The following is an 18,145-nucleotide window of genomic DNA, read 5'->3' as shown; positions in this document are numbered from 1 at the left end:
CGGGGAACCGCTTAAACAGGTTGGAAATATCCAAAAAAAAGTCGGAGCATCTTATGACCAAACCGCTGAAAATCACGTTCGCCGCCACCAACACGGACACATTCGCTAAGGCCAAAGGGAAGGTCTGTGTGCTGATGGCCACCGATGGCAAGCTAAGCAAGGCGGCATCGGCCGTCGACAAGCTGACTGGCGGTGCGTTGAAGCGGTTGGCGGCCAGCGACGTCTGGGATGCGCTGGAGGCTGGCAGCGGCCATACGCTTTCAATGCCCGCCGGGATGGACGCGGATGCGCTGCAGGTCCTGAAGCTGGACGCGGCAGCGGACCCGGAGGTTGCGCGCAAGGCTGGGGCGGCGGCGGCGGTGTTTAAGGGCAAGGGGGCTCTGACCGTTCTGGCCGACGCCCATCCGCATGGTGCGGAACTGGCCTATGGCCTGACGCTCCGCAGCTATAACTTCAACGCTTATCGCACTGGAAAGGCTGGGGATACACGCAATGATGCCGCCAAGATGATGGTGGCGCAGCCCGCAGCCGCACGCACCGCGTTCAAGCCGCTGGCGGCCATTGCCGAGGGTGTGTTATTTACCCGTGATCTAACCAATGAACCGGCCAATGTTCTGACCACGACGGAGTTCGCCAAGCGACTGTCGGTTCTGAAAGAACTGGGCGTGCAGGTTGAGGTGATGGAAGAAACCAAACTGAAGCGGCTGGGAATGCGGTCGCTGCTGGCGGTCGGGCAGGGCTCTGCCAGCCCGTCGAAGGTTGTGGTGATGAAATGGAATGGCGGGCCAAAGAAAGCCGCCCCTTTTGCGCTTGTCGGTAAAGGCGTGGTCTTTGACACTGGCGGCATCAGCCTGAAACCATCGGCGGGCATGGAAGACATGACCATGGATATGGGCGGGGCCGGTGTTGTCTCGGGCGTGATGATGGCGGTCGCCAAGCGCAAGGCCAAGGCGAATGTTATCGGCGTGGTCGGCCTTGTGGAAAACATGCCGGACGGCGAGGCAACGCGCCCGGGCGATGTGGTGGCCTCGATGAAAGGGGACACGATCGAGATCATCAACACCGACGCCGAAGGGCGCTTGGTGCTGGCCGATATCCTTTGGTACACGCAGGAACAATTCAAACCCGCAGGCATGATCAATCTGGCCACGCTGACCGGCGCAATGCTGATCGCGCTGGGGCATGAGAATGCGGGCGTGTTCTCCAATGATGACGGGCTGGCCGATGCCTTTCTTGCCGCCGCAGAAGCCGAGGGCGAAGGCGCATGGCGGATGCCCATGGGGCCAGCCTATGACAAGCTAATCAACAGCAAGATTGCAGACATCGCGAATACCGGCGGGCGCATGGCCGGGTCGATCACGGCGGCCCAGTTCCTGAAGCGTTTCGTCAAGGATGATGTCCCTTGGTGCCATCTGGACATCGCTGGCGTTGCCTCGGTCAAAAAGGCGACGGAGTTTGCGCCAAAAGGGGCCACCGGCTGGGGTGTGCGGGCACTGGATCGGCTGATCCGCGATACATACGAGGCCTGATCCCCGTGGGCGAGGTTCTGTTCTATCACCTGACCAGCAGTGTGCTGGAACAGACCCTGCCTGATTTGCTGGAGCGCAGCCTGCAGCGCGGCTGGCGCGCTGTGGTGCGCGCGCCGTCTGCTGCGCGGATCAATGCGCTGGACGAGCATCTGTGGCGCTATCGCCCGGACAGTTTCCTGCCCCATGGCACAGCCGCGATGGACCATGCCGACCAGCAGCCGGTGTTTCTGACGGACACAGACGACATCCCCAACGCAGCCAATATCCTGATGTTGGTTGATGGCGCGCGCCTTCAGCCCGAGGAAGCCGCAGGTTTCGAACGTACCTGCCTGATTTTCAATGGCAATGAGCCTGCTGCAGTCGAGGCCGCGCGCGAGGATTGGCGTGCCTTGCAACCGGCGGGTCTGACCGGCAAATACTGGGCACAGGACGGCGGAAGATGGGTCGAAAAAGCCTCTACCTGATCAGGTGAAGCTTGTTGTCGACAAAACGCAGTTCGAAACGCTCAAGATAGCTCATGCCCAGCAGCGAGGTGTCAAGCTCTGCCCCGTTAACCGAGGCTTGAACATTGGTGTCATGGAAATCGCCAAACCGCACATCATCCAGCCGCACCGGCGCGGTTCGCACTTCGCCATTGGCGGTGCTGGCACGGCCCCAGAAGCGCAATTCATCGACATCGAAACCGGCCCGCGCCGCATCTTCGCGGTTCAGCACAACCTGGCTGGCACCGGTATCAACGACGAATGGAATGATGGCACCGTTGATCTCAAGATCGGCGTAATAATGCCCATCGAAGGACCGGGTCAGCGTTACCTTGCCGTCCCCAAGGCTCTGCGCTGAACCCATTAACTGAGTTTGCAGCAGGTCCTTGTTGGCATAGCCGATCAGAACAACGATGAATATACACAGCCATAGAAGCGCGTTTTTCAGCGTTTCGCTTAGTCTTTTACCCGCATTGAACAAGAAATAGCTGCCGACAAATAAGCCAAGCAGCACGAAATATAGCAGGCGCAACGATTGATCTTCACTCATGATCCAGACAATGCCAGAAATCCGGCGTCGCGCAAACCATCAATAACGAATTGCACGGACAAGGCCGCCAGCAGGATGCCCAAAAGCCGGGTGACAACATTGGTGCCGACCTGCCCGAGGACACGCTCCAGCGGGGCGGCCAGCCGAAACAGGATGTAGACTGACAGGATCACCACCGCCATCATGCCCAGGATCACCAGCATGGAGGTCCAGCCCTGATGTTGATTGGCCAGTAGCACCATCGTCGCCAAGGCACCGGGACCCGCGATCAGTGGCGTTGCAAGGGGAAAGACGGATGGATCGTCCACAAGTTCGGGATCAGCCTGTTTGCCGCGGCGCTCTGTCCGCCGTTCGAAGAGCATTTCAACGGCGATCAGGAACAGCAACAGGCCACCTGCGATGCGAAAGGCCGGCATGCTGACGCCGATAAGGGTCAGCAATTGCTCTCCGCCCAAGGCAAACGCGGCAAGGACGAAGATTGAGATGAGACAGGCGCGGCCCGCGACCGCGCTGCGATTGGCATTGGTCATGCCGCGCGTTACCGCAACAAAAATCGGGGCCAGCCCGATCGGATCAATGATCACGAAGAGCGTGGCAAAGGTGGTCAGCGCGATTTCCAGCATCAGCCCGCCTTTCTGGCTGTGTCCAGCCGCTCAACCGCGGCCATCCACAGGGCCTCGGCCCGGTCCAGCCCGTCCATAACCTCAGCCCGCTTTTTCTGCCACTTTTCAATCTCTTCTGTGTCGCCGCTCTTGTAAAGAACGGGGTTGGACAGGCGGATATCGATGTTGTCGCGCAACTCCTCCAGCTTGGCGATCCGCGCCTCGCATTTGGTCACATCGGCCTGCAATGGCGCGATGACGTTGCGCGGGGCGGATTTGGGTTTTGGCTTCGCGACCGGCTTGGGCTTTTCCACCCCGCCGCGTTCAGAGAGCAGCAGTTTCTGATAGGCGTCCAGATCATCAGTAAAGGGCCGGACATGGCCATCCTTGACCAGCCACAACCGATCCGCCACGCAATCGATCAGATGCGCGTCATGGCTGACCAGAATGACGGCCCCGGTATATTCGTTCAGGGCCTGCACCAAAGCTTCGCGGCTTTCGATATCAAGGTGGTTTGTGGGCTCATCCAGAATGATCAGATGCGGCGCGTCCAGCGTTGCCAGCAGCAGTGACAGCCGCGCCTTTTGCCCACCAGACAGTTTGGCGACCTTGTTTTCCGCGATCTCCACCCCGATACCGCCCTGCGCAAGGCGCGAGCGCAGCTTCGCCGGTGTTTCCCCGGGACGCTGGCGACGGACGTGATCCAGCGGTGTTTCGTCCAGGTGCAGCTCATCCACCTGATGTTGTGCGAAATAGCCGATCCGCAGCTTGGATGAGCGATGCAACCGGCCATCCATTGCTTTAAGGCGATCCGACAACAACTTGGAAAGCGTGGACTTTCCCTGTCCGTTCGCGCCAAGCAGCGCGATGCGATCATCCTGATCAATCCGTAGGTTCAGGTTCCGCAGGACCGGCTTGCCGTCATAGCCGACATCGACCTCTTCCAGCCGGATGATCGGCGGCGACAGGTCCTCGGGCTGGGGAAAGTTGAAGGCGGCGATGCTGTCTTCGATGACCGCATCCACCGTGCCCATCCGCTCCAGCGCTTTCAGGCGCGATTGTGCCTGTTTGGCCTTCGACGCCTTGTAGCGGAAGCGGTCAACAAAGCTTTGCATATGCGCACGCGCCGCATCGACTTTTTTCTTTTCAGCCATCTGCTGTTCGCGCCGGGCCGCGCGCTGACGCACGAAATTCTCGAAATTGCCCTGATAGAAAGTCAGGTCGCGCTGATCCAGATGCAGGATACCGCCAACCGACCGGTTCAGAAGGTTGCGGTCATGGCTGATGACGATAACGGTATGGGGATAGCGAGCCAGATAGCTTTCCAGCCAGATCGTGCCTTCCAGATCCAGATAGTTGGTCGGCTCATCCAGCAGCAACAGGTCCGGTTCGGAAAACAGCACGGCGGCCAGTGCCACGCGCATCCGCCAGCCGCCGGAATAGTCCGAGCAGGGGCGCTGCTGGGCGGCGACATCAAAGCCGAGCCCGTTCAGGATCGCCCCGGCCCGCGCTTCGGCCGAATGGGCGCGGATATCAGCCAGCCGTGTGTGAATATCAGCGATCCGTCCGGGATCGGTCGCGGTCTCCGCCTCGGCCAGCAGGGCGGCGCGTTCGGTATCGGCGGCCAGCACCGTGTTCAGCAGACTGACCTCATTGCTGGGCACTTCCTGCGAGACACCGCCGATCTGCGCGCCGCGCGGCAATTCAATCTCTCCCTGATCCAGATTCAATTCGCCCCGGATCAGGTGGAACAGCGTCGTCTTGCCGGTCCCGTTGCGCCCCACAAGCCCCACCTTGTGCCCCGCCGGGATCACCGCCGAAGCATCTTCGATAAGGGGGCGCCCTTCGATGGCGAAAGAGATATTGCGGATCGTCAGCATGGACCGGGTTTGACGGGCTGAGGCAGGCTTGTCAACTTCGCCCTTTTCCCCGCAGCGTCACCATGCTATCGCCGCCGCGAAACCAGATTTCATGAGGGATACCCATGGCGCTTGAACGCACATATTCGATGATCAAACCCGATGCCACCAAACGTAACCTGACCGGTGCCATCAATGCCAAGTTTGAAGAAGCAGGCCTGCGCATCGTCGCGCAAAAGCGCCTGAAGCTGAGCGCAGAACAGGCCGGCAAGTTCTACGAGGTGCATAAAGAGCGCCCCTTCTACCAGGAACTGGTCGACTTCATGTCGTCGGGCCCGATCGTTGCTCAGGTTCTGGAATGCGAGAATGCGATTGCCAAAAACCGCGAAGTGATGGGCGCGACCAACCCGGCAGAGGCTGCTGATGGCACCATCCGTAAGGAATTCGCCCTGTCGATCGGTGAGAATTCCGTCCACGGTTCCGACGCACCGGAAACTGCGGCTGAGGAAATTGCGTTCTTCTTCTCGGGTCTGGAACTGGTCGGCTAAGCCTTCGGTTTCACACCTAAAGCGTTTCGGGATAAACCTGAGACAAAAGATTATCCTGAAACGCAGTGATAAGCCTATATGGTGTACGCGTTTCGATTTTATGTGATGTCTCAAGGTAAACTCGAAACGCTTTAACGCATCAAGGGCCTCTTCCAGTTCGGAAGGGGCCTTTTGTTTTGCGGCCTTGATGGCATCGAACCGAATGCGCAGGACGTCTTTCTCATCCGGTGTCAGGTCCTTGAGGCTGCGATCCGGCAACCCCATCGCCACAGCGCAATAGGCGATGAAATGTGGCTTCGTCCCGGCGGCGATCAGGCGGGCGTACGCCTCGTCCAGGCCAAGATGACGCAGGTCGTCTGCTGTGTGAATACCTGCGGCAGCAAAGGCTTCGGCCATTGCATGGCCGAGGTTTCTTAAACTGGTGATTGTGTCGGACATGGCGCAGCGCTTTGGGTGGGGTGGGTTGAAACCCACCCTACATGACGCAGATGGGTTTTGGTTCGTTTGACAAGAACGCGCGTAACACGGCTGGGTAAAGCTTGTTTTCCTTTGGCAGTAAGCGCGCAGCCAAGGTCTCGGGTGTGTCACCACTTAGGACCGGAATGACCGTTTGGCCGCAAATCGGGCCTGCATCGAGTTCCGGTGTCACCAGATGCACCGTTGCACCATGTACAGCCATGCCTGCGTCCAGGGCGCGTGCATGTGTGTTGAGGCCTGGGAACAAAGGCAAAAGCGAAGGGTGGATGTTCAGCATGCGCCCCTTGTAATGGCTGACAAAATCCGGGCTGAGAATCCGCATGAACCCCGCAAGGCAGATGATATCCGGCGCGACCTCGTTCAGCGCCACCAGCAGGGCAGCTTCAAATTCTTCCCGCTCGCGCCCCTGATGCGGCACTACCGCCGTTGGCACGCCTGCAGCCTTAGCTTTGGCCAGACCGCCAGCGCCTGCGATATTGGAGACGACCAGCACCGGTTCAGCCGGATGATCAGCGGTGGCCATGTCGGCCAGAAGGGCTGCCATATTGGTGCCGGAGCCGGAGATCAGGATCGCAATGCGCTTGCGGCTCATGCAAGGCTGCCGGAGTATCTGATACCTTCGCCATCGGTGACACGCCCAATCATAAAGGCGTCTTCGCCTGTACTCTGCAAAACCTGCAAGCAAGTCGCTAGCTCAGCTTCGGGCAGTACCGCGACCATGCCAATACCGCAATTAAAGGTCTTTAGCATTTCAGCATCGTCCACGCCGGCCTGTTCCTGTAGCCAGCCAAACACAGGTGGCAGGGTGTAGCTGCCGAGGTCGATTTCTGCCCCCAATCCCTTGGGCAGAACACGGGGCAGATTTTCGGTCAATCCGCCGCCGGTGATATGGGCCAATGCGCCAATATCGCATTGTGACATCGCAGCCCGGGCGGCGCGGATATAGATGCGGGTTGGTTCCAGCAGTGCGGTGCCCAATGTCGTATTGGCAAAGGGCGCGGGGGCGTCCCAGGCCAGCCCGGCCCGCTCGACGCATTTGCGCACCAGTGAATAGCCGTTGGAATGCACGCCGGATGATGTCAGGGCAACGATCACGTCCCCGGCCCGAACCGTCCGGGGCAGGGCGGTGCCGCGCTCCATTGCGCCGACGGCAAACCCTGCCAGATCGAAATCACTGCCCGCATACATACCCGGCATCTCGGCGGTTTCCCCACCAATCAGGGCGCACCCCGCCTGACGGCAGCCTTCGGCAATGCCGTTGATAATGGCGGCAGCACGGTCGGTTTCCAGCTTGCCGGTGGCAAAATAGTCCAGGAAGAACAAGGGCTCAGCCCCCTGGCACACCAGGTCATTGACGCACATCGCCACCAGATCAATGCCCACCGTATCCAGCCGGTCCTGTTCGATCGCCAGCTTCAGCTTGGTCCCCACGCCATCGGTTGCGGCCACCAGAATGGGATCGTGATAGCCTGCGGCCTTTAGATCAAACAGCGCACCAAACCCGCCCAGCCCGGACATTGTCCCGGTCCGGTCCGTCGAAGCTGCAGCTGGTTTGATCTTTTCGACCAGCGCGTTGCCCGCATCAATATCGACCCCGGCATCCGCATAGGTCAGGCCTTTTTCTGGCTGGGTCATCTTACTGCACTCCGCTTCGCTGGCTTGGATAGAAGCCACCTATCAAGGGTGGCCTTGACTGTCCATTGCTCAGGTTTTGGTGTGCTTAGCCATCTGCTTAGCGCCTGACATAAAAATCCATCTTGCGGCAAGTATCTTGACCAGCAGCAGCAGCGCCAGGATGAGCAGAAAGACATTCAACCAGCCCTGAGTCTGAACCCACATATCCCTAAACAGAAGAAAGACGACCGGAATAGCGATTAAAGCGTTTCGAGTTTACCTTGAGACATCGCATAAAATCGAAACGCGTACACCCTATCGGCTTATCACTGCGTTTCGGGATAAGCTTGTGTCTTAGGTTTATCCCGAAACGCTTTAATATCTCCAGAAAGACGAAAGCTAGCGCATAACGCCAAGACTCTTTGCTGGTGGGAACACGGTTGGTCATGGAATAGTAGTGCTGTCCCGCAGCCATCGCCGCCACGATGCCGGCAATTACTGCCATGCTGGCATTTTCCAGCGCTGGAAATACCCAAATCAGCCCAGAAAGAACGATTTTGACCGCCAACAGAACCAGAAAGAAGCGCAGCAGAATAGATGGGAATGATGGTTGCATATTGCCTTTGTCCTTTTCTGTCTGTCAGGATGTCGCAAAAGGATGATCTTGACCAGCCTGATCAGTCTGCTAGGCCTGCGCAAAGGTCGGGCCTGTAGCTCAATTGGTTAGAGCAGAGCGCTCATAACGCTTTGGTTGGGGGTTCGAGTCCCTCCGGGCCTACCATCCCGCTGAAAAGCGCAGTGTTTCCAAGGGGCAAACCCCCAGCGAAAGGCCATTGCGGGACACGCCATTGTTTCAGGCTCTCTACTAAGCCGCAGCGTTTGTGTGGTTCTGAAAAGCTCCCTGAGGCAAGGCATCAACCTTCCCTCATCAGGCTAGATCGAAGCGGCCGGCGACGCAGGCGAGGGTCGCGCTAGCATCCCGAGATACGATTTAGTGCAGAAGTTTCGTCGGGGTATGGGTCAGCCCTAGAGGGCTGACTTGCAAAACAACTCTTTCAGGATCCCGACCATACGTCGGGCACGTTCATCAGCAAGAGAGTAGTAGATCATTTTGCCCTGACGGCGGGATGTCACCATGCTCTCGTGCCGAAGGCGCGCAAGTTGCTGGGATACGGCTGCCTGCCGGATGCCAACAATGGCTTCAAGCTCGTTTACGGATTTTTCACCCTCGGCCAAATGACACATGATCAGCAACCGACCTGAATGGCTTAGTGCTTTCAGGAATCCGGCTGCCTCAGCAACCTCTGTCTTTAACTCTTCACGATTGCCAGTCTCGGCACCCTGATCCCTCATAACCATACGCCCGTCGTTCTCAACCAAAATACTGGCACTCCACCGCCATTCATCATGTGAAAGAAACACGACAGAATGATCATTTTGCGGCGAAACATGGCGAAAAGGTGTTGGAGCGGGTGATGAGGATCGAACTCACGACATTCAGCTTGGGAAGCTGACGCTCTACCACTGAGCTACACCCGCGTCTGGACTGATCTAGCCCCTTGCCGTTGGCGCGTCAACACAGCCACCGGAAAGCTTTCAAAAACATCTTGGTTTTCCCGGTCTGGCCCCACTAAGGTCCTGTCAAAAGAGATAGTCTAACCGGGGGCCCTTTGATGAAGACCTTGTTTACACTGGCCGCATTACTGCTGGCCGCGCCTGTTGCCTGGTCCCAGGATCAAGATGATCTGAAGGCGGCAGAGGCGGCATATGCCGAGGCTTGGAATGCCGCCCCGATGACCGTCGAGAACGCGATGTTCGTTTCGGAAAAGGCAAGCTCTTATGGGGGTTACAAGCGCCGCCCGGATGGGCCCTTTGCCGCAGATGAGCCATTTTACATCTATGCAGAGCCCAAAGGATACGGGTTCTTTGATCTCGGCGGCGAGAACGAATTCGGCGTGATTCTCGATTTCGAGGTAGAGACCGCAGGCGGAGTGGTGATCCTGCAGCAGAACGCGTTTCAGACCATCTCGCTGAAATCCCGCAATGAGGCGCGGGAGATGTTTCTGAACCTGACCATCACGCTGAAGGGGCTGGCCCCGGGCAATTTCAAGCTGCGCATCCGCATGCATGACCTCGGCTCCGAGGAGGTGGTGGAGTTCGAGATGCCGTTTGAAATCAGCGCGAGCTGATTTTTACGTTACGTTACGTTAACTCATAAGGCAGCGCGCCGCGATGATCGGGATTGATCGTCAGGCCCCGGGTCATCGGCGGCACTGCGCGCTGATGGCAATCCGGGCGCTCGCAGATGCGGCACGAAACACCGATCGGCGCAAACCCGGCGCTGACGTCCATACCATCTGCATAGATCAGTTTGTCAGCGTGGCTTATTTCGCAGCCCAGACCGATGGCGTAGCGGCGCACAGGATCGGTAAAGCGCATCGAGGGTTTTGAGACATCGCGCGCCAGACAGAAATAGCGTTTGCCGTCGGGCATCTCGGCCAGTTGCCGCAGAAATCGCCCGGGCGTTTCAAAGGCGCGGTGGACATTCCATAGCGGGCAGCCCGCGCCAAACCGGGCAAATTGCAGCGAAGTGGCAGAGTGCCGCTTGGTGATCGTCCCGGCCTGATCGACACGCACAAAGAAGAACGGCACGCCCTTGGCCCCTGGGCGTTGCAACGTTGACAGTCGATGCGCGGTTTGTTCCAGCGATGTGCCAAAGCGCTGCGACAGCGCCTGTAGATCGTGGCGCAGTTCGGACGCGGCCTGCAGAAAGGCACCATAAGGCATTAACAAGGCCCCGGCGAAATAGTTGGCCAGTCCGATCTTGGCGATGGCGCGTGCCTCGGGCAGATGAAACCGGGCCAGGTCAAGTGTCGCTTCCAGCAGGTCGTTCTGGTCCAGAAGCGCAAGCTGATGCGCAATCTGGAAATCCCTTGTGGCCGTGTCGGCCTCTTGCGACAGGGACAATCGGCGTGTTGCGGCATCGAAATGGCGTAGGGGGCCGTTGGTGAAATCCAGTGTGACATCATGCGCGTCGCTTAGCCGTTGGGTCAGCGCGGCCAGCCGATCGCCGGTCAGTTCTGCGCCCTGTCTTTCAGCGGCCCGGTCGACGGCATCTATGTAGTTGTCGCAGTAATGGAAGAAGTCGCGGACTTCTTCCCAGGGCAGGGGGGCCATGGCGGCATCTTCGCTGCCGATGGCTTCGGACAGGCTGGCCAGACGCTCAGCCTTTTCGCGGTGCGCCCGGTGCAGTTTCAAAAAGGCTCGCGCCAGCCCCGGCGCGTTTGAGGCCATAAGCTGCAGATCGCCTTGCGGCACAAGATCGCCATCAAACACGGGATCAGCCAGCGCTTCGCGCATGTCGATGGCCATGCGATCGGCCTCACCCACGCTCAACTCGGTGACATCGTAGCCAAATTCACGCGCCAGCCCCAGAACCACCGCGGCCGAGATCGGGCGATGGTTATTTTCCATCTGGTTGAGATAGGACAGCGACACGCCAAGGCGTGCGGCAAAGTCCTTTTGGGTCAGGGTCCGGGCCGTGCGCAATTCGCGCAACTTCACCCCGGCATAGAGTTTCTGTGCCACCATCTTCGCAACTTTGCAATTTTCAACCCGTCGCGAAAGCTAATTTTGCAAATTCACCAAAATTCGCTTCGCCCCCGCCCCGGGATCGCCTAGGCTGCGCCGCAAAACAGGGGGACGCGATGAAAGATATCCTCGGCGAACTGGAAACCCGGCGCGACGAAGCCCAGGCCGGTGGTGGTGAGCGGCGCATCACAGCGCAGCACACCAAAGGCAAGTTGACCGCGCGCGAACGGATCGAGGTCCTGCTGGACCCTGACAGTTTCGAAGAATTCGACATGTTCGTGGCCCACCGGGCGACGGATTTCGGTATGGACAAGCTGAAGCATCCCGGGGACGGGGTAGTGACCGGCTGGGGCACGATCAACGGGCGTCAGGTCTATGTCTTCAGTCAGGATTTTACCGTGCTGGGCGGCTCTTTGTCGGAAACTCATGCGCAGAAAATCTGCAAGATCATGGATATGGCGCTGCGCAATGGCGCGCCGGTGATTGGGCTGAACGATTCCGGCGGCGCGCGGATTCAGGAAGGGGTCGCTTCGCTGGCTGGCTATGCCGAAGTGTTCCAGCGCAATGTTCTGGCATCAGGTGTTGTGCCGCAGATCAGCGTGATCATGGGGCCATGCGCGGGCGGGGCGGTCTATTCCCCTGCGATGACAGACTTTATCTTCATGGTGCGCGACAGTTCCTACATGTTCGTGACCGGTCCCGATGTGGTCAAAACCGTGACCAACGAGGTGGTGACCGCAGAGGAACTGGGCGGTGCCAAGACCCATACCAGCAGATCCTCGGTCGCGGATGGGGCATTTGAAAACGATGTCGAGGCGCTGATCGAAGTGCGCCGTCTGGTTGATTTTCTGCCCTTGTCGAACCGCGATAAGCCGCCGGTTCGACCGTTCTTCGATGATCCGGGCCGGATCGAGGAAAGCCTGGATACGCTGGTGCCAGACAACCCCAACACCCCTTATGATATGCGGGAGTTGATCCTGAAGCTCGCGGATGAGGGTGATTTTTATGAGATCCAGAAGGATTTCGCGAAGAACATCCTGACAGGCTTTATCCGGCTGGAAGGATCAACCGTCGGTGTGGTGGCCAACCAGCCCATGGTGCTGGCGGGCTGCTTGGATATCGACAGTTCGCGCAAGGCGGCGCGGTTCGTGCGATTCTGTGATGCGTTTGAGATACCGATTCTGACACTGGTTGATGTGCCTGGCTTTCTGCCCGGCACCAGCCAGGAATATGGCGGTGTGATCAAACATGGTGCGAAGCTTCTGTTTGCGTATGGCGAGGCGACGGTTCCCAAAGTTACCGTGATCACGCGCAAAGCTTATGGTGGAGCCTATGACGTGATGGCCTCCAAGCATCTGCGCGGTGACATCAACTACGCCTGGCCCACAGCTGAGATTGCGGTGATGGGCGCGAAAGGTGCGACGGAGATCATCTATCGGTCCGAATTGGATGATCCCGAGAAGATCGCTGAGCGCACGAAAGACTATGAAGATCGCTTCGCAAACCCTTTTGTGGCCGCGGAAAAAGGCTTTATCGACGATGTGATCATGCCGCACTCAACACGTCGCCGGGTGGCTCGTGCCTTTGCTGCGCTAAAGGGGAAGCAGCTGACAAATCCCTGGAAGAAACACGACAATATCCCGCTATGACGCTGCTCGTTTCCCCCTGCGCCCGCAGTTTTTTTGGCCGTTTTGCCGCAGGTTTTGCCGTTTTTCGCTGTAAACTGTTGCAGTGCATTGCAATTCGCGATTTCCGCGATAGGGTCTGGACTCGCGCCTACCCACGAGGGGGGAGCGTAGGAACAAACAAAATCCGTGAAAGGATCGAGGAATGTCGACCACACTCAAAATCGCTGCTATCGCAGCCGCTCTGGCCGTATCCGCCTGTGCACAGCAGGAAGAGCCGGCACCCGCACCAGCACCCACGCCGGAGCCTGTATTCACCGGTAAGTACTAATACCTGGTTTCCCGGATCGGCGGTTTTTTATCGCCGATCCGTTTTCCGGCTGAACCCTGATGTCGGAGCGGTGCCATGCTAAAGCACCGCAGGTTCCCCAGCCGTCTGACCGGCACAGATTTCCAGTTCACATTGCGACGGCCCGCCAAGGGGACGCCGACTAAGCTGACCGAACGGGCGCGGCACGCTGACCGCCGACCTGCTGACCGGGCCGCGGATACCGCGTTTATGGAAGCTTTGTGGACGCATTTCGGCGCTGAACCCTTTGAACGTGGGAATTTGGATGCCGGGCGGCTGTCCTGGCTGTTCGGGCGCGAGGTGGTTGCGGCGGAGGATCCTTTCGATCCGGAAAGCTATGATGCCCTGCTGCAAATCGATCCAGATGTGGCCCGCGCCAGCTTTCCAGACGTCATTAAGGTCACGGGATGATGTCAAACATGTTGCAAACCCAGCAGAAATCCGCCGACCAGGTTGATGAAACCTCTCGTGATCATGCGATTTTGCCTGTAGAATCCACTCTATTGAGGAACACAGGCAAAGGAGACCTAAAATGTTCAAAACTACGTCTCTGTCGTTCGCAGCCCTTCTGGCGCTTGCCAGCTGTGGCGACACAATCGGAGAACAGGCGCTTATCGGTGCGGGCGCTGGTGCGGGTACGGCGGTCATTCTGGATGGCGATGTCGCTACAGGCGCCGTCGTCGGTGCAGGGGCCAATGTGCTCTTTTGTCAGCGCTACCCGTCCAAGTGCTGACCGACTGAACCATCTGAAATCAAATTCAGCCGCCCGGGCCGTGCGTCCGGGCGGTTTTTTGATGTCTTTCCGTGCGGTTACGGAGGTCCGTTCATGTTCAAAAAGATCCTGATTGCCAATCGGGGCGAGATCGCCTGCCGCGTCATCAAGACCGCCCGCAAGATGGGTATCGCCACCGTTGCGGTTTATTCCGATGCGGATCGCAATGCGCTGCATGTGAAGATGGCCGATGAAGCGGTCCATATCGGCCCGCCGCCCGCAGCGGAAAGCTATATCGTTATCGACAAGATCATAAACACCATTCGCCAGACCGGGGCAGAGGCTGTGCATCCAGGCTATGGCTTTTTGTCCGAGCGGGCAGAATTTGCCGAGGCGCTGGCCAAGGAAGGTGTCGCCTTTATCGGCCCACCGGTCGGCGCGATTGAGGCGATGGGCGACAAGATCACCTCCAAGAAACTGGCGGCAGAGGCCGGGGTTTCGACGGTCCCCGGCTATATGGGTCTGATCGCGGATGCGGATGAGGCCGTTAAGATTGCGGGTGAAGTCGGCTATCCGGTGATGATCAAGGCCAGCGCGGGCGGTGGCGGCAAGGGGATGCGCATCGCCTGGAACGAGCAGGAAACGCGCGAGGGGTTCCAATCCTCAAAGAACGAAGCCAAGGCCAGCTTTGGCGATGACCGGATCTTTATCGAGAAATTCGTCACCTCGCCCCGCCATATCGAAATTCAGGTCCTCGGCGATCAGCATGGCAATGTGATCTATCTGGGGGAGCGTGAATGCTCTATCCAGCGGCGCAACCAGAAAGTCATCGAAGAGGCCCCCAGCCCGTTTCTGGATGAGGCCACCCGCAAGGCGATGGGCGAACAGGCGGTGGCGCTGTCCAAGGCGGTGGATTATTGCAGTGCCGGGACGGTCGAATTCATCGTCGATGGTGACCGCAATTTCTATTTCCTTGAGATGAACACCCGGTTGCAGGTCGAACACCCGGTGACCGAGTTGATCACCGGCATTGATCTGGTCGAACAGATGATCCGTGTTGCCGCGGGCGAAAAGCTGCCCCTGGCCCAGGATGACGTGAAACTGACCGGCTGGGCCATGGAAAGCCGTCTTTATGCCGAGGATCCGTATCGCAACTTCCTGCCCTCTATCGGGCGGCTGACCCGCTATCGCCCGCCTGAGGAGGTGACCAGCGAAGCCCATGTCGTGCGCAACGATACCGGCGTCTATGAAGGCGGCGAGATCAGCATGTTCTACGATCCGATGATCGCCAAGCTATGCACCTGGGCACCGGATCGCTCGACCGCGATTGAGGAGATGCGGGTCGCACTGGATTCTTTTGAAATTGAAGGGATCGGTCATAACATTCCCTTCCTGTCTGCCGTGATGGACCATCCGAAATTCGTCTCAGGCGACATCACCACCGCGTTCATTGAGCAGGAATATCCCGAAGGCTTCGGCGGTGTTGACCTGCCTGAAAGTGAATTGCGCCGTCTGGTTGCAGGGGCCGCAGCGCTGAAAATGCGGGTTGAGGAGCGCGCGGCACAGATTTCAGGCGCGATGCCGCATCACCAGCGCAAGGTAGGGCCTGACTGGGCCGTGATGCTGGGCGGTCAGCGCTATGACGTCAAGATAGGGGAGCATAACGGCAAGACCAGCGTGCTGCTGGGGGATGACCAGTATGACGTAGCGTCGGACTGGATGCCAGGGCAGACCCTGAGCAAAGGAACGATCAATGGGGCGCCGATGGTGGTCAAGACCACCTTTACCCCCGGCGGCGCGCAGCTGCGTTATCGCGGCGCGGATTTGAAAGTGCAGGTGCTGACACCACGCCAGGCCGATCTGCTGGCGCTGATGCCGGAAAAGCTGCCGCCTGATACATCGAAACTGCTGCTTTGCCCGATGCCGGGGCTTGTCGTTTCATTAGCTGTCGCTGAGGGCGATACCGTCGAGGATGGACAGGTGCTTTGTACCGTTGAGGCCATGAAGATGGAAAACGTCCTTCGCGCCGAAAAGCGCGCCGTTGTCAGCAAGATCAACGCAGCCGCCGGTGATAGTCTGGCCGTTGATGACGTGATCATGGAGTTCGAATAGGCAAGGGAATGGACCTAAGGCTGCATATCGGCGCGCACCGGACCGGAACTACCCGCATCCAGCGGGCGTTGTCGGAAATTCGGGACGATCTGCTGACCGATCACTCGATCCTTTATTTCGGCCCGGCAGAAATCCGACCGCAGTCGGACCGGCTATCGCGGGAGGACGTTGCGCAAACACATGCGCAGATGGTGGCCCGCATCGCTGAGGTGAAGCCGCAAATCGTCGTCTATTCCGAGGAAAACCTGCTGGGCGCGATGCTTCATTTGCTGACAAAGGGACAGTTTTATCCCGCTGCCATCGACAACCTGAAGCAGGTGGTGGCTGATGTGCCGCATGATACGCTGACGATCTGCCTGTCCTTGCGCAACTATGCCCCGTTCTGGGCCTCGATCTATGCGCAGGTGGTCTTGCGCCGTCCGTTACGGGGCTTTGCTGCCTATAAACACCGGTTGCAGGCAGATGTCATGCGCTGGCCGCATCTGGTGGAGCGGCTGGCCATCGCTTTTCCGCAAGCGGAGTTTCGGATCTGGGATTTTGATGAGAGTGTCGGGCAGCGTGGCCGTCTGCAAAAGGTTCTTGGCGCGGTCACAGGTTTGCCGCGCATTCGTCTGGCAGGCTATAGGGACCGGCGGAGCAATGCCTCGATTTCGCCCCAGGCGATTGCGATCTTGCGCTGGATCCCGCCGCATCTGGGCCGTGGTCTGCGCCGACGGGTGGTGCAGCGAAGCCGACGGGTGCAAAATCGCCCCTTCACCCCCTGGTCCCCGGCTGAGGTCAGCGAACTTAGTAGATGCTATGTTGAAGATCTGACTGCGCTGCGCAACAGTCACCTGACGAATGTGACCTTCGTCGAGATGTCCGACCAACAGGAGGCTGCTCATGGATGAACGCATCATTGCTGCCCTTATCGGTGCCATCGTTGTCGCCACCGGCTGGCTGATCAGCTATCGGCTGGAGCGTGAACGCTATCGCGATGAGCGGCGCGACAAAGAGATGGACGTGCAGAAGGCATTGCGGGCCGAGATCAAAGCACTGGTCGAGGCACCACAGAACAGTGACCTTGAGGGATCGCTGGAGCGGGGCATGGCCCGTTTCGATGCCGAGACAGAGGATGACCCGTATCTGCCGTTTATCCCGCATGAAAAGCACGACACTGTCTATCAGGCCCTGCTAAGCGAAATTCACCTGCTGCCGACGGAAACCGTCGAGCCGGTGATCCTTTACTACAACCAGGCTGTTTCCATCGCATTGATGGCAACAGATTTGCGCAGCGACCGCTTTGCCGAACTGGACAGCAGTCGTCGCAAAAAGATGCTGCACGATTACATGCGTATGAAAATCGAAGGGAAAAAGTTGGGGCAGGATGCCATCACCGCTCTGACCAGAACTATCGGCGATGCCTACAGTCCTAGTAGAACGGATCCGGTCCGGTCCGGCCCAGAGGAGGCCTAGGGTTTGTTGGTGCAGTCATATCTACCACCCATTTTTGCTTACACGTCTGAATATACGGGAAACGGCTGGTTTTTTCAAGTACAGCCCTATTGCCGGCCCAGGTCCAGCTTGCGGGATGGCAGGCGGTCAATCAGGCGGATCAACTCTCGCGACGATACCGGATCGGGTTTGCGATACACGATCTTGCCGTCCTTATCGATCAGCACAAAGCGAAAGTCGCGCGGACGGATTTTCTGGCGAAAGGCAGATTTTTCGGCCGGGTCGGTGTCCACAATGATCACCACATCGCGGTCTTTCAGTTCGTCCTCCTCGGCCTCAAGCATTTGCAATTGGCGCGCCACCCGGGGGTCGGCTTCGGTATCGGCAAAGATCAGCACCGGGCGCGCAACCCAGACCATGTCTTCCGGGGTTGGCAGGGGGGTGTCCGCCGCCAGGGCAGGCAGGGACATTGCAAAGATCAAACCGGCAAGGATATGGCGCACTGAATTCTCCTTTCCTCCTGAATATAGGCAGGATTCGTCAGGATGCGAGATGACTTTGCGGTTTCCACAAAAGAAGGTTCGGGGATGAGTACTACAGCACAAATACCAGGGGCTCAGGCGTCGGCAAGGGCGATCCGCTTGGCGGCTCTGGCGGGAAC

The 18,145-nt window shown here is 58.6% G+C and carries 20 protein-coding genes, 2 tRNA genes and 1 pseudogene; 12 read left to right on the top strand and 11 right to left on the bottom strand.

Features of this window, described 5'->3' with window-relative positions; translation table 11 throughout:
• Positions 1–53: 53 nt before the first annotated feature.
• A complete protein-coding gene (locus ACW9UQ_RS00935) occupies positions 54–1,529 on the top strand; it encodes a leucyl aminopeptidase (RefSeq protein ID WP_458929109.1) in 1,476 nt (491 codons plus the stop codon).
• A gap of 5 nt (positions 1,530–1,534) precedes the next feature.
• Positions 1,535–1,993 (top strand): DNA polymerase III subunit chi, encoded by a 459-nt coding sequence (locus ACW9UQ_RS00930; RefSeq protein WP_458929108.1) that lies wholly within the window; start codon positions 1,535–1,537, stop codon positions 1,991–1,993.
• Here ACW9UQ_RS00930 and ACW9UQ_RS00925 read toward each other — a convergent pair.
• From ACW9UQ_RS00925 to ACW9UQ_RS00915, 3 genes are read right to left on the bottom strand one after another with little or no spacing between them, the layout of a single operon-like run.
• Complete coding sequence (locus tag ACW9UQ_RS00925) at positions 1,986–2,561, bottom strand: retropepsin-like aspartic protease family protein (RefSeq protein WP_458929107.1); 576 nt, start codon at positions 2,559–2,561, stop codon at positions 1,986–1,988. The two genes, ACW9UQ_RS00930 and ACW9UQ_RS00925, sit on opposite strands and share 8 nt — an antisense overlap.
• Positions 2,558–3,184, bottom strand: coding sequence for a MarC family protein (locus tag ACW9UQ_RS00920; RefSeq protein ID WP_458929106.1), 627 nt, complete (start codon positions 3,182–3,184; stop codon positions 2,558–2,560). Before ACW9UQ_RS00920 ends, ACW9UQ_RS00925 begins: the two co-directional genes overlap by 4 nt.
• A complete protein-coding gene (locus tag ACW9UQ_RS00915; protein ID WP_458929105.1) occupies positions 3,184–5,043 on the bottom strand; it encodes an ABC-F family ATP-binding cassette domain-containing protein in 1,860 nt (619 codons plus the stop codon). The genes ACW9UQ_RS00920 and ACW9UQ_RS00915 overlap by 1 nt, the downstream gene beginning before the upstream one ends.
• Before the next feature lie 104 nt (positions 5,044–5,147).
• Between ACW9UQ_RS00915 and ndk the strand changes: the two genes are divergently transcribed.
• Positions 5,148–5,570 carry a nucleoside-diphosphate kinase gene (gene ndk / locus ACW9UQ_RS00910; RefSeq protein ID WP_458929104.1) on the top strand — a complete coding sequence of 141 codons (423 nt, stop codon included), beginning with the start codon at positions 5,148–5,150 and terminating at the stop codon, positions 5,568–5,570.
• Positions 5,571–5,837: 267 nt separating this feature from the next.
• Here the strand turns inward: ndk and ACW9UQ_RS00905 are convergent.
• From ACW9UQ_RS00905 to ACW9UQ_RS00890, 4 genes and pseudogenes are all read right to left on the bottom strand, one after another.
• Positions 5,838–5,966 (bottom strand): annotated as a pseudogene (locus ACW9UQ_RS00905) (TfoX/Sxy family DNA transformation protein); the annotation flags it as partial.
• Positions 5,967–6,045: 79 nt separating this feature from the next.
• Positions 6,046–6,639 carry a phosphoribosylglycinamide formyltransferase gene (gene purN, locus ACW9UQ_RS00900; protein WP_458929103.1) on the bottom strand — a complete coding sequence of 198 codons (594 nt, stop codon included), beginning with the start codon at positions 6,637–6,639 and terminating at the stop codon, positions 6,046–6,048.
• A complete protein-coding gene (purM, locus tag ACW9UQ_RS00895) occupies positions 6,636–7,682 on the bottom strand; it encodes a phosphoribosylformylglycinamidine cyclo-ligase (RefSeq protein ID WP_458929102.1) in 1,047 nt (348 codons plus the stop codon). The genes purN and purM overlap by 4 nt, the downstream gene beginning before the upstream one ends.
• 208 nt (positions 7,683–7,890) lie before the next feature.
• Entirely contained in the window at positions 7,891–8,277 is a 387-nt protein-coding gene (locus ACW9UQ_RS00890; RefSeq protein WP_458929101.1) for an ABZJ_00895 family protein, read from the bottom strand.
• 88 nt (positions 8,278–8,365) lie between these two features.
• On the opposite strand from ACW9UQ_RS00890, the gene ACW9UQ_RS00885 reads away from it, so the two are divergent.
• Positions 8,366–8,442 (top strand) — tRNA-Ile (locus ACW9UQ_RS00885).
• 245 nt (positions 8,443–8,687) lie between these two features.
• Here ACW9UQ_RS00885 and ACW9UQ_RS00880 read toward each other — a convergent pair.
• Positions 8,688–9,014, bottom strand: coding sequence for an ArsR/SmtB family transcription factor (locus ACW9UQ_RS00880; RefSeq protein WP_458929100.1), 327 nt, complete (start codon positions 9,012–9,014; stop codon positions 8,688–8,690).
• A gap of 111 nt (positions 9,015–9,125) precedes the next feature.
• Positions 9,126–9,200: transfer RNA gene (locus ACW9UQ_RS00875), tRNA-Gly, on the bottom strand.
• 134 nt (positions 9,201–9,334) lie between these two features.
• Here ACW9UQ_RS00875 and ACW9UQ_RS00870 point away from each other — a divergent pair.
• Complete coding sequence (locus ACW9UQ_RS00870) at positions 9,335–9,850, top strand: hypothetical protein (protein WP_458929099.1); 516 nt, start codon at positions 9,335–9,337, stop codon at positions 9,848–9,850.
• A gap of 13 nt (positions 9,851–9,863) precedes the next feature.
• On the opposite strand, the gene ACW9UQ_RS00865 is transcribed toward ACW9UQ_RS00870, so the two are convergent.
• A complete protein-coding gene (locus tag ACW9UQ_RS00865) occupies positions 9,864–11,252 on the bottom strand; it encodes a helix-turn-helix domain-containing protein (protein WP_458929098.1) in 1,389 nt (462 codons plus the stop codon).
• A gap of 116 nt (positions 11,253–11,368) precedes the next feature.
• On the opposite strand from ACW9UQ_RS00865, the gene ACW9UQ_RS00860 reads away from it, so the two are divergent.
• The 7 genes from ACW9UQ_RS00860 to ACW9UQ_RS00830 all read left to right on the top strand — a co-directional run bounded on the left by ACW9UQ_RS00860 (position 11,369) and on the right by ACW9UQ_RS00830 (position 17,505).
• Positions 11,369–12,901, top strand: a complete 1,533-nt coding sequence (locus tag ACW9UQ_RS00860; RefSeq protein WP_458929097.1) for an acyl-CoA carboxylase subunit beta — start codon at positions 11,369–11,371, stop codon at positions 12,899–12,901.
• Between the two features lie 181 nt (positions 12,902–13,082).
• Positions 13,083–13,208 carry a hypothetical protein gene (locus ACW9UQ_RS00855; protein ID WP_458929096.1) on the top strand — a complete coding sequence of 42 codons (126 nt, stop codon included), beginning with the start codon at positions 13,083–13,085 and terminating at the stop codon, positions 13,206–13,208.
• Between the two features lie 75 nt (positions 13,209–13,283).
• Positions 13,284–13,637 carry a hypothetical protein gene (locus tag ACW9UQ_RS00850; RefSeq protein WP_458929095.1) on the top strand — a complete coding sequence of 118 codons (354 nt, stop codon included), beginning with the start codon at positions 13,284–13,286 and terminating at the stop codon, positions 13,635–13,637.
• A gap of 121 nt (positions 13,638–13,758) precedes the next feature.
• Entirely contained in the window at positions 13,759–13,959 is a 201-nt protein-coding gene (locus ACW9UQ_RS00845) for a hypothetical protein (RefSeq protein WP_458929094.1), read from the top strand.
• 93 nt (positions 13,960–14,052) lie between these two features.
• Positions 14,053–16,050, top strand: a complete 1,998-nt coding sequence (locus tag ACW9UQ_RS00840) for an acetyl-CoA carboxylase biotin carboxylase subunit (RefSeq protein ID WP_458929093.1) — start codon at positions 14,053–14,055, stop codon at positions 16,048–16,050.
• 8 nt (positions 16,051–16,058) lie between these two features.
• On the top strand, positions 16,059–16,940 hold the full coding sequence (locus ACW9UQ_RS00835; RefSeq protein WP_458929092.1) for a hypothetical protein: 882 nt from the start codon (positions 16,059–16,061) through the stop codon (positions 16,938–16,940).
• Entirely contained in the window at positions 16,933–17,505 is a 573-nt protein-coding gene (locus ACW9UQ_RS00830) for a hypothetical protein (protein ID WP_458929091.1), read from the top strand. The genes ACW9UQ_RS00835 and ACW9UQ_RS00830 overlap by 8 nt, the downstream gene beginning before the upstream one ends.
• An 86-nt stretch (positions 17,506–17,591) precedes the next feature.
• Here the strand turns inward: ACW9UQ_RS00830 and ACW9UQ_RS00825 are convergent, their stop codons facing one another.
• Entirely contained in the window at positions 17,592–17,987 is a 396-nt protein-coding gene (locus ACW9UQ_RS00825) for a DUF4174 domain-containing protein (RefSeq protein WP_458929090.1), read from the bottom strand.
• Between the last annotated feature and the right edge of the window lie 158 nt (positions 17,988–18,145).

The organism is Halovulum sp. GXIMD14793, assembly GCF_054457435.1.
Note: the sequence above shows the minus strand (reverse complement) of the source record. Positions and strands in the feature narration are given on the sequence as shown.

Excerpts from the sequence above, each read along its gene's own strand:
- ACW9UQ_RS00935 (WP_458929109.1), top strand. The coding sequence starts at position 54 with ATGACCAAACCGCTGAAAATCACGTTCGCCGCCACCAACACGGACACA.
- ACW9UQ_RS00925 (WP_458929107.1), bottom strand. The coding sequence starts at position 2,561 with ATGAGTGAAGATCAATCGTTGCGCCTGCTATATTTCGTGCTGCTTGGC.
- ACW9UQ_RS00920 (WP_458929106.1), bottom strand. The coding sequence starts at position 3,184 with ATGCTGGAAATCGCGCTGACCACCTTTGCCACGCTCTTCGTGATCATT.
- ACW9UQ_RS00915 (WP_458929105.1), bottom strand. The coding sequence starts at position 5,043 with ATGCTGACGATCCGCAATATCTCTTTCGCCATCGAAGGGCGCCCCCTT.
- ndk (WP_458929104.1), top strand. The coding sequence starts at position 5,148 with ATGGCGCTTGAACGCACATATTCGATGATCAAACCCGATGCCACCAAA.
- purN (WP_458929103.1), bottom strand. The coding sequence starts at position 6,639 with ATGAGCCGCAAGCGCATTGCGATCCTGATCTCCGGCTCCGGCACCAAT.
- purM (WP_458929102.1), bottom strand. The coding sequence starts at position 7,682 with ATGACCCAGCCAGAAAAAGGCCTGACCTATGCGGATGCCGGGGTCGAT.
- ACW9UQ_RS00890 (WP_458929101.1), bottom strand. The coding sequence starts at position 8,277 with ATGCAACCATCATTCCCATCTATTCTGCTGCGCTTCTTTCTGGTTCTG.
- ACW9UQ_RS00880 (WP_458929100.1), bottom strand. The coding sequence starts at position 9,014 with ATGAGGGATCAGGGTGCCGAGACTGGCAATCGTGAAGAGTTAAAGACA.
- ACW9UQ_RS00870 (WP_458929099.1), top strand. The coding sequence starts at position 9,335 with ATGAAGACCTTGTTTACACTGGCCGCATTACTGCTGGCCGCGCCTGTT.
- ACW9UQ_RS00865 (WP_458929098.1), bottom strand. The coding sequence starts at position 11,252 with ATGGTGGCACAGAAACTCTATGCCGGGGTGAAGTTGCGCGAATTGCGC.
- ACW9UQ_RS00860 (WP_458929097.1), top strand. The coding sequence starts at position 11,369 with ATGAAAGATATCCTCGGCGAACTGGAAACCCGGCGCGACGAAGCCCAG.
- ACW9UQ_RS00855 (WP_458929096.1), top strand. The coding sequence starts at position 13,083 with ATGTCGACCACACTCAAAATCGCTGCTATCGCAGCCGCTCTGGCCGTA.
- ACW9UQ_RS00850 (WP_458929095.1), top strand. The coding sequence starts at position 13,284 with ATGCTAAAGCACCGCAGGTTCCCCAGCCGTCTGACCGGCACAGATTTC.
- ACW9UQ_RS00845 (WP_458929094.1), top strand. The coding sequence starts at position 13,759 with ATGTTCAAAACTACGTCTCTGTCGTTCGCAGCCCTTCTGGCGCTTGCC.
- ACW9UQ_RS00840 (WP_458929093.1), top strand. The coding sequence starts at position 14,053 with ATGTTCAAAAAGATCCTGATTGCCAATCGGGGCGAGATCGCCTGCCGC.
- ACW9UQ_RS00835 (WP_458929092.1), top strand. The coding sequence starts at position 16,059 with ATGGACCTAAGGCTGCATATCGGCGCGCACCGGACCGGAACTACCCGC.
- ACW9UQ_RS00830 (WP_458929091.1), top strand. The coding sequence starts at position 16,933 with ATGGATGAACGCATCATTGCTGCCCTTATCGGTGCCATCGTTGTCGCC.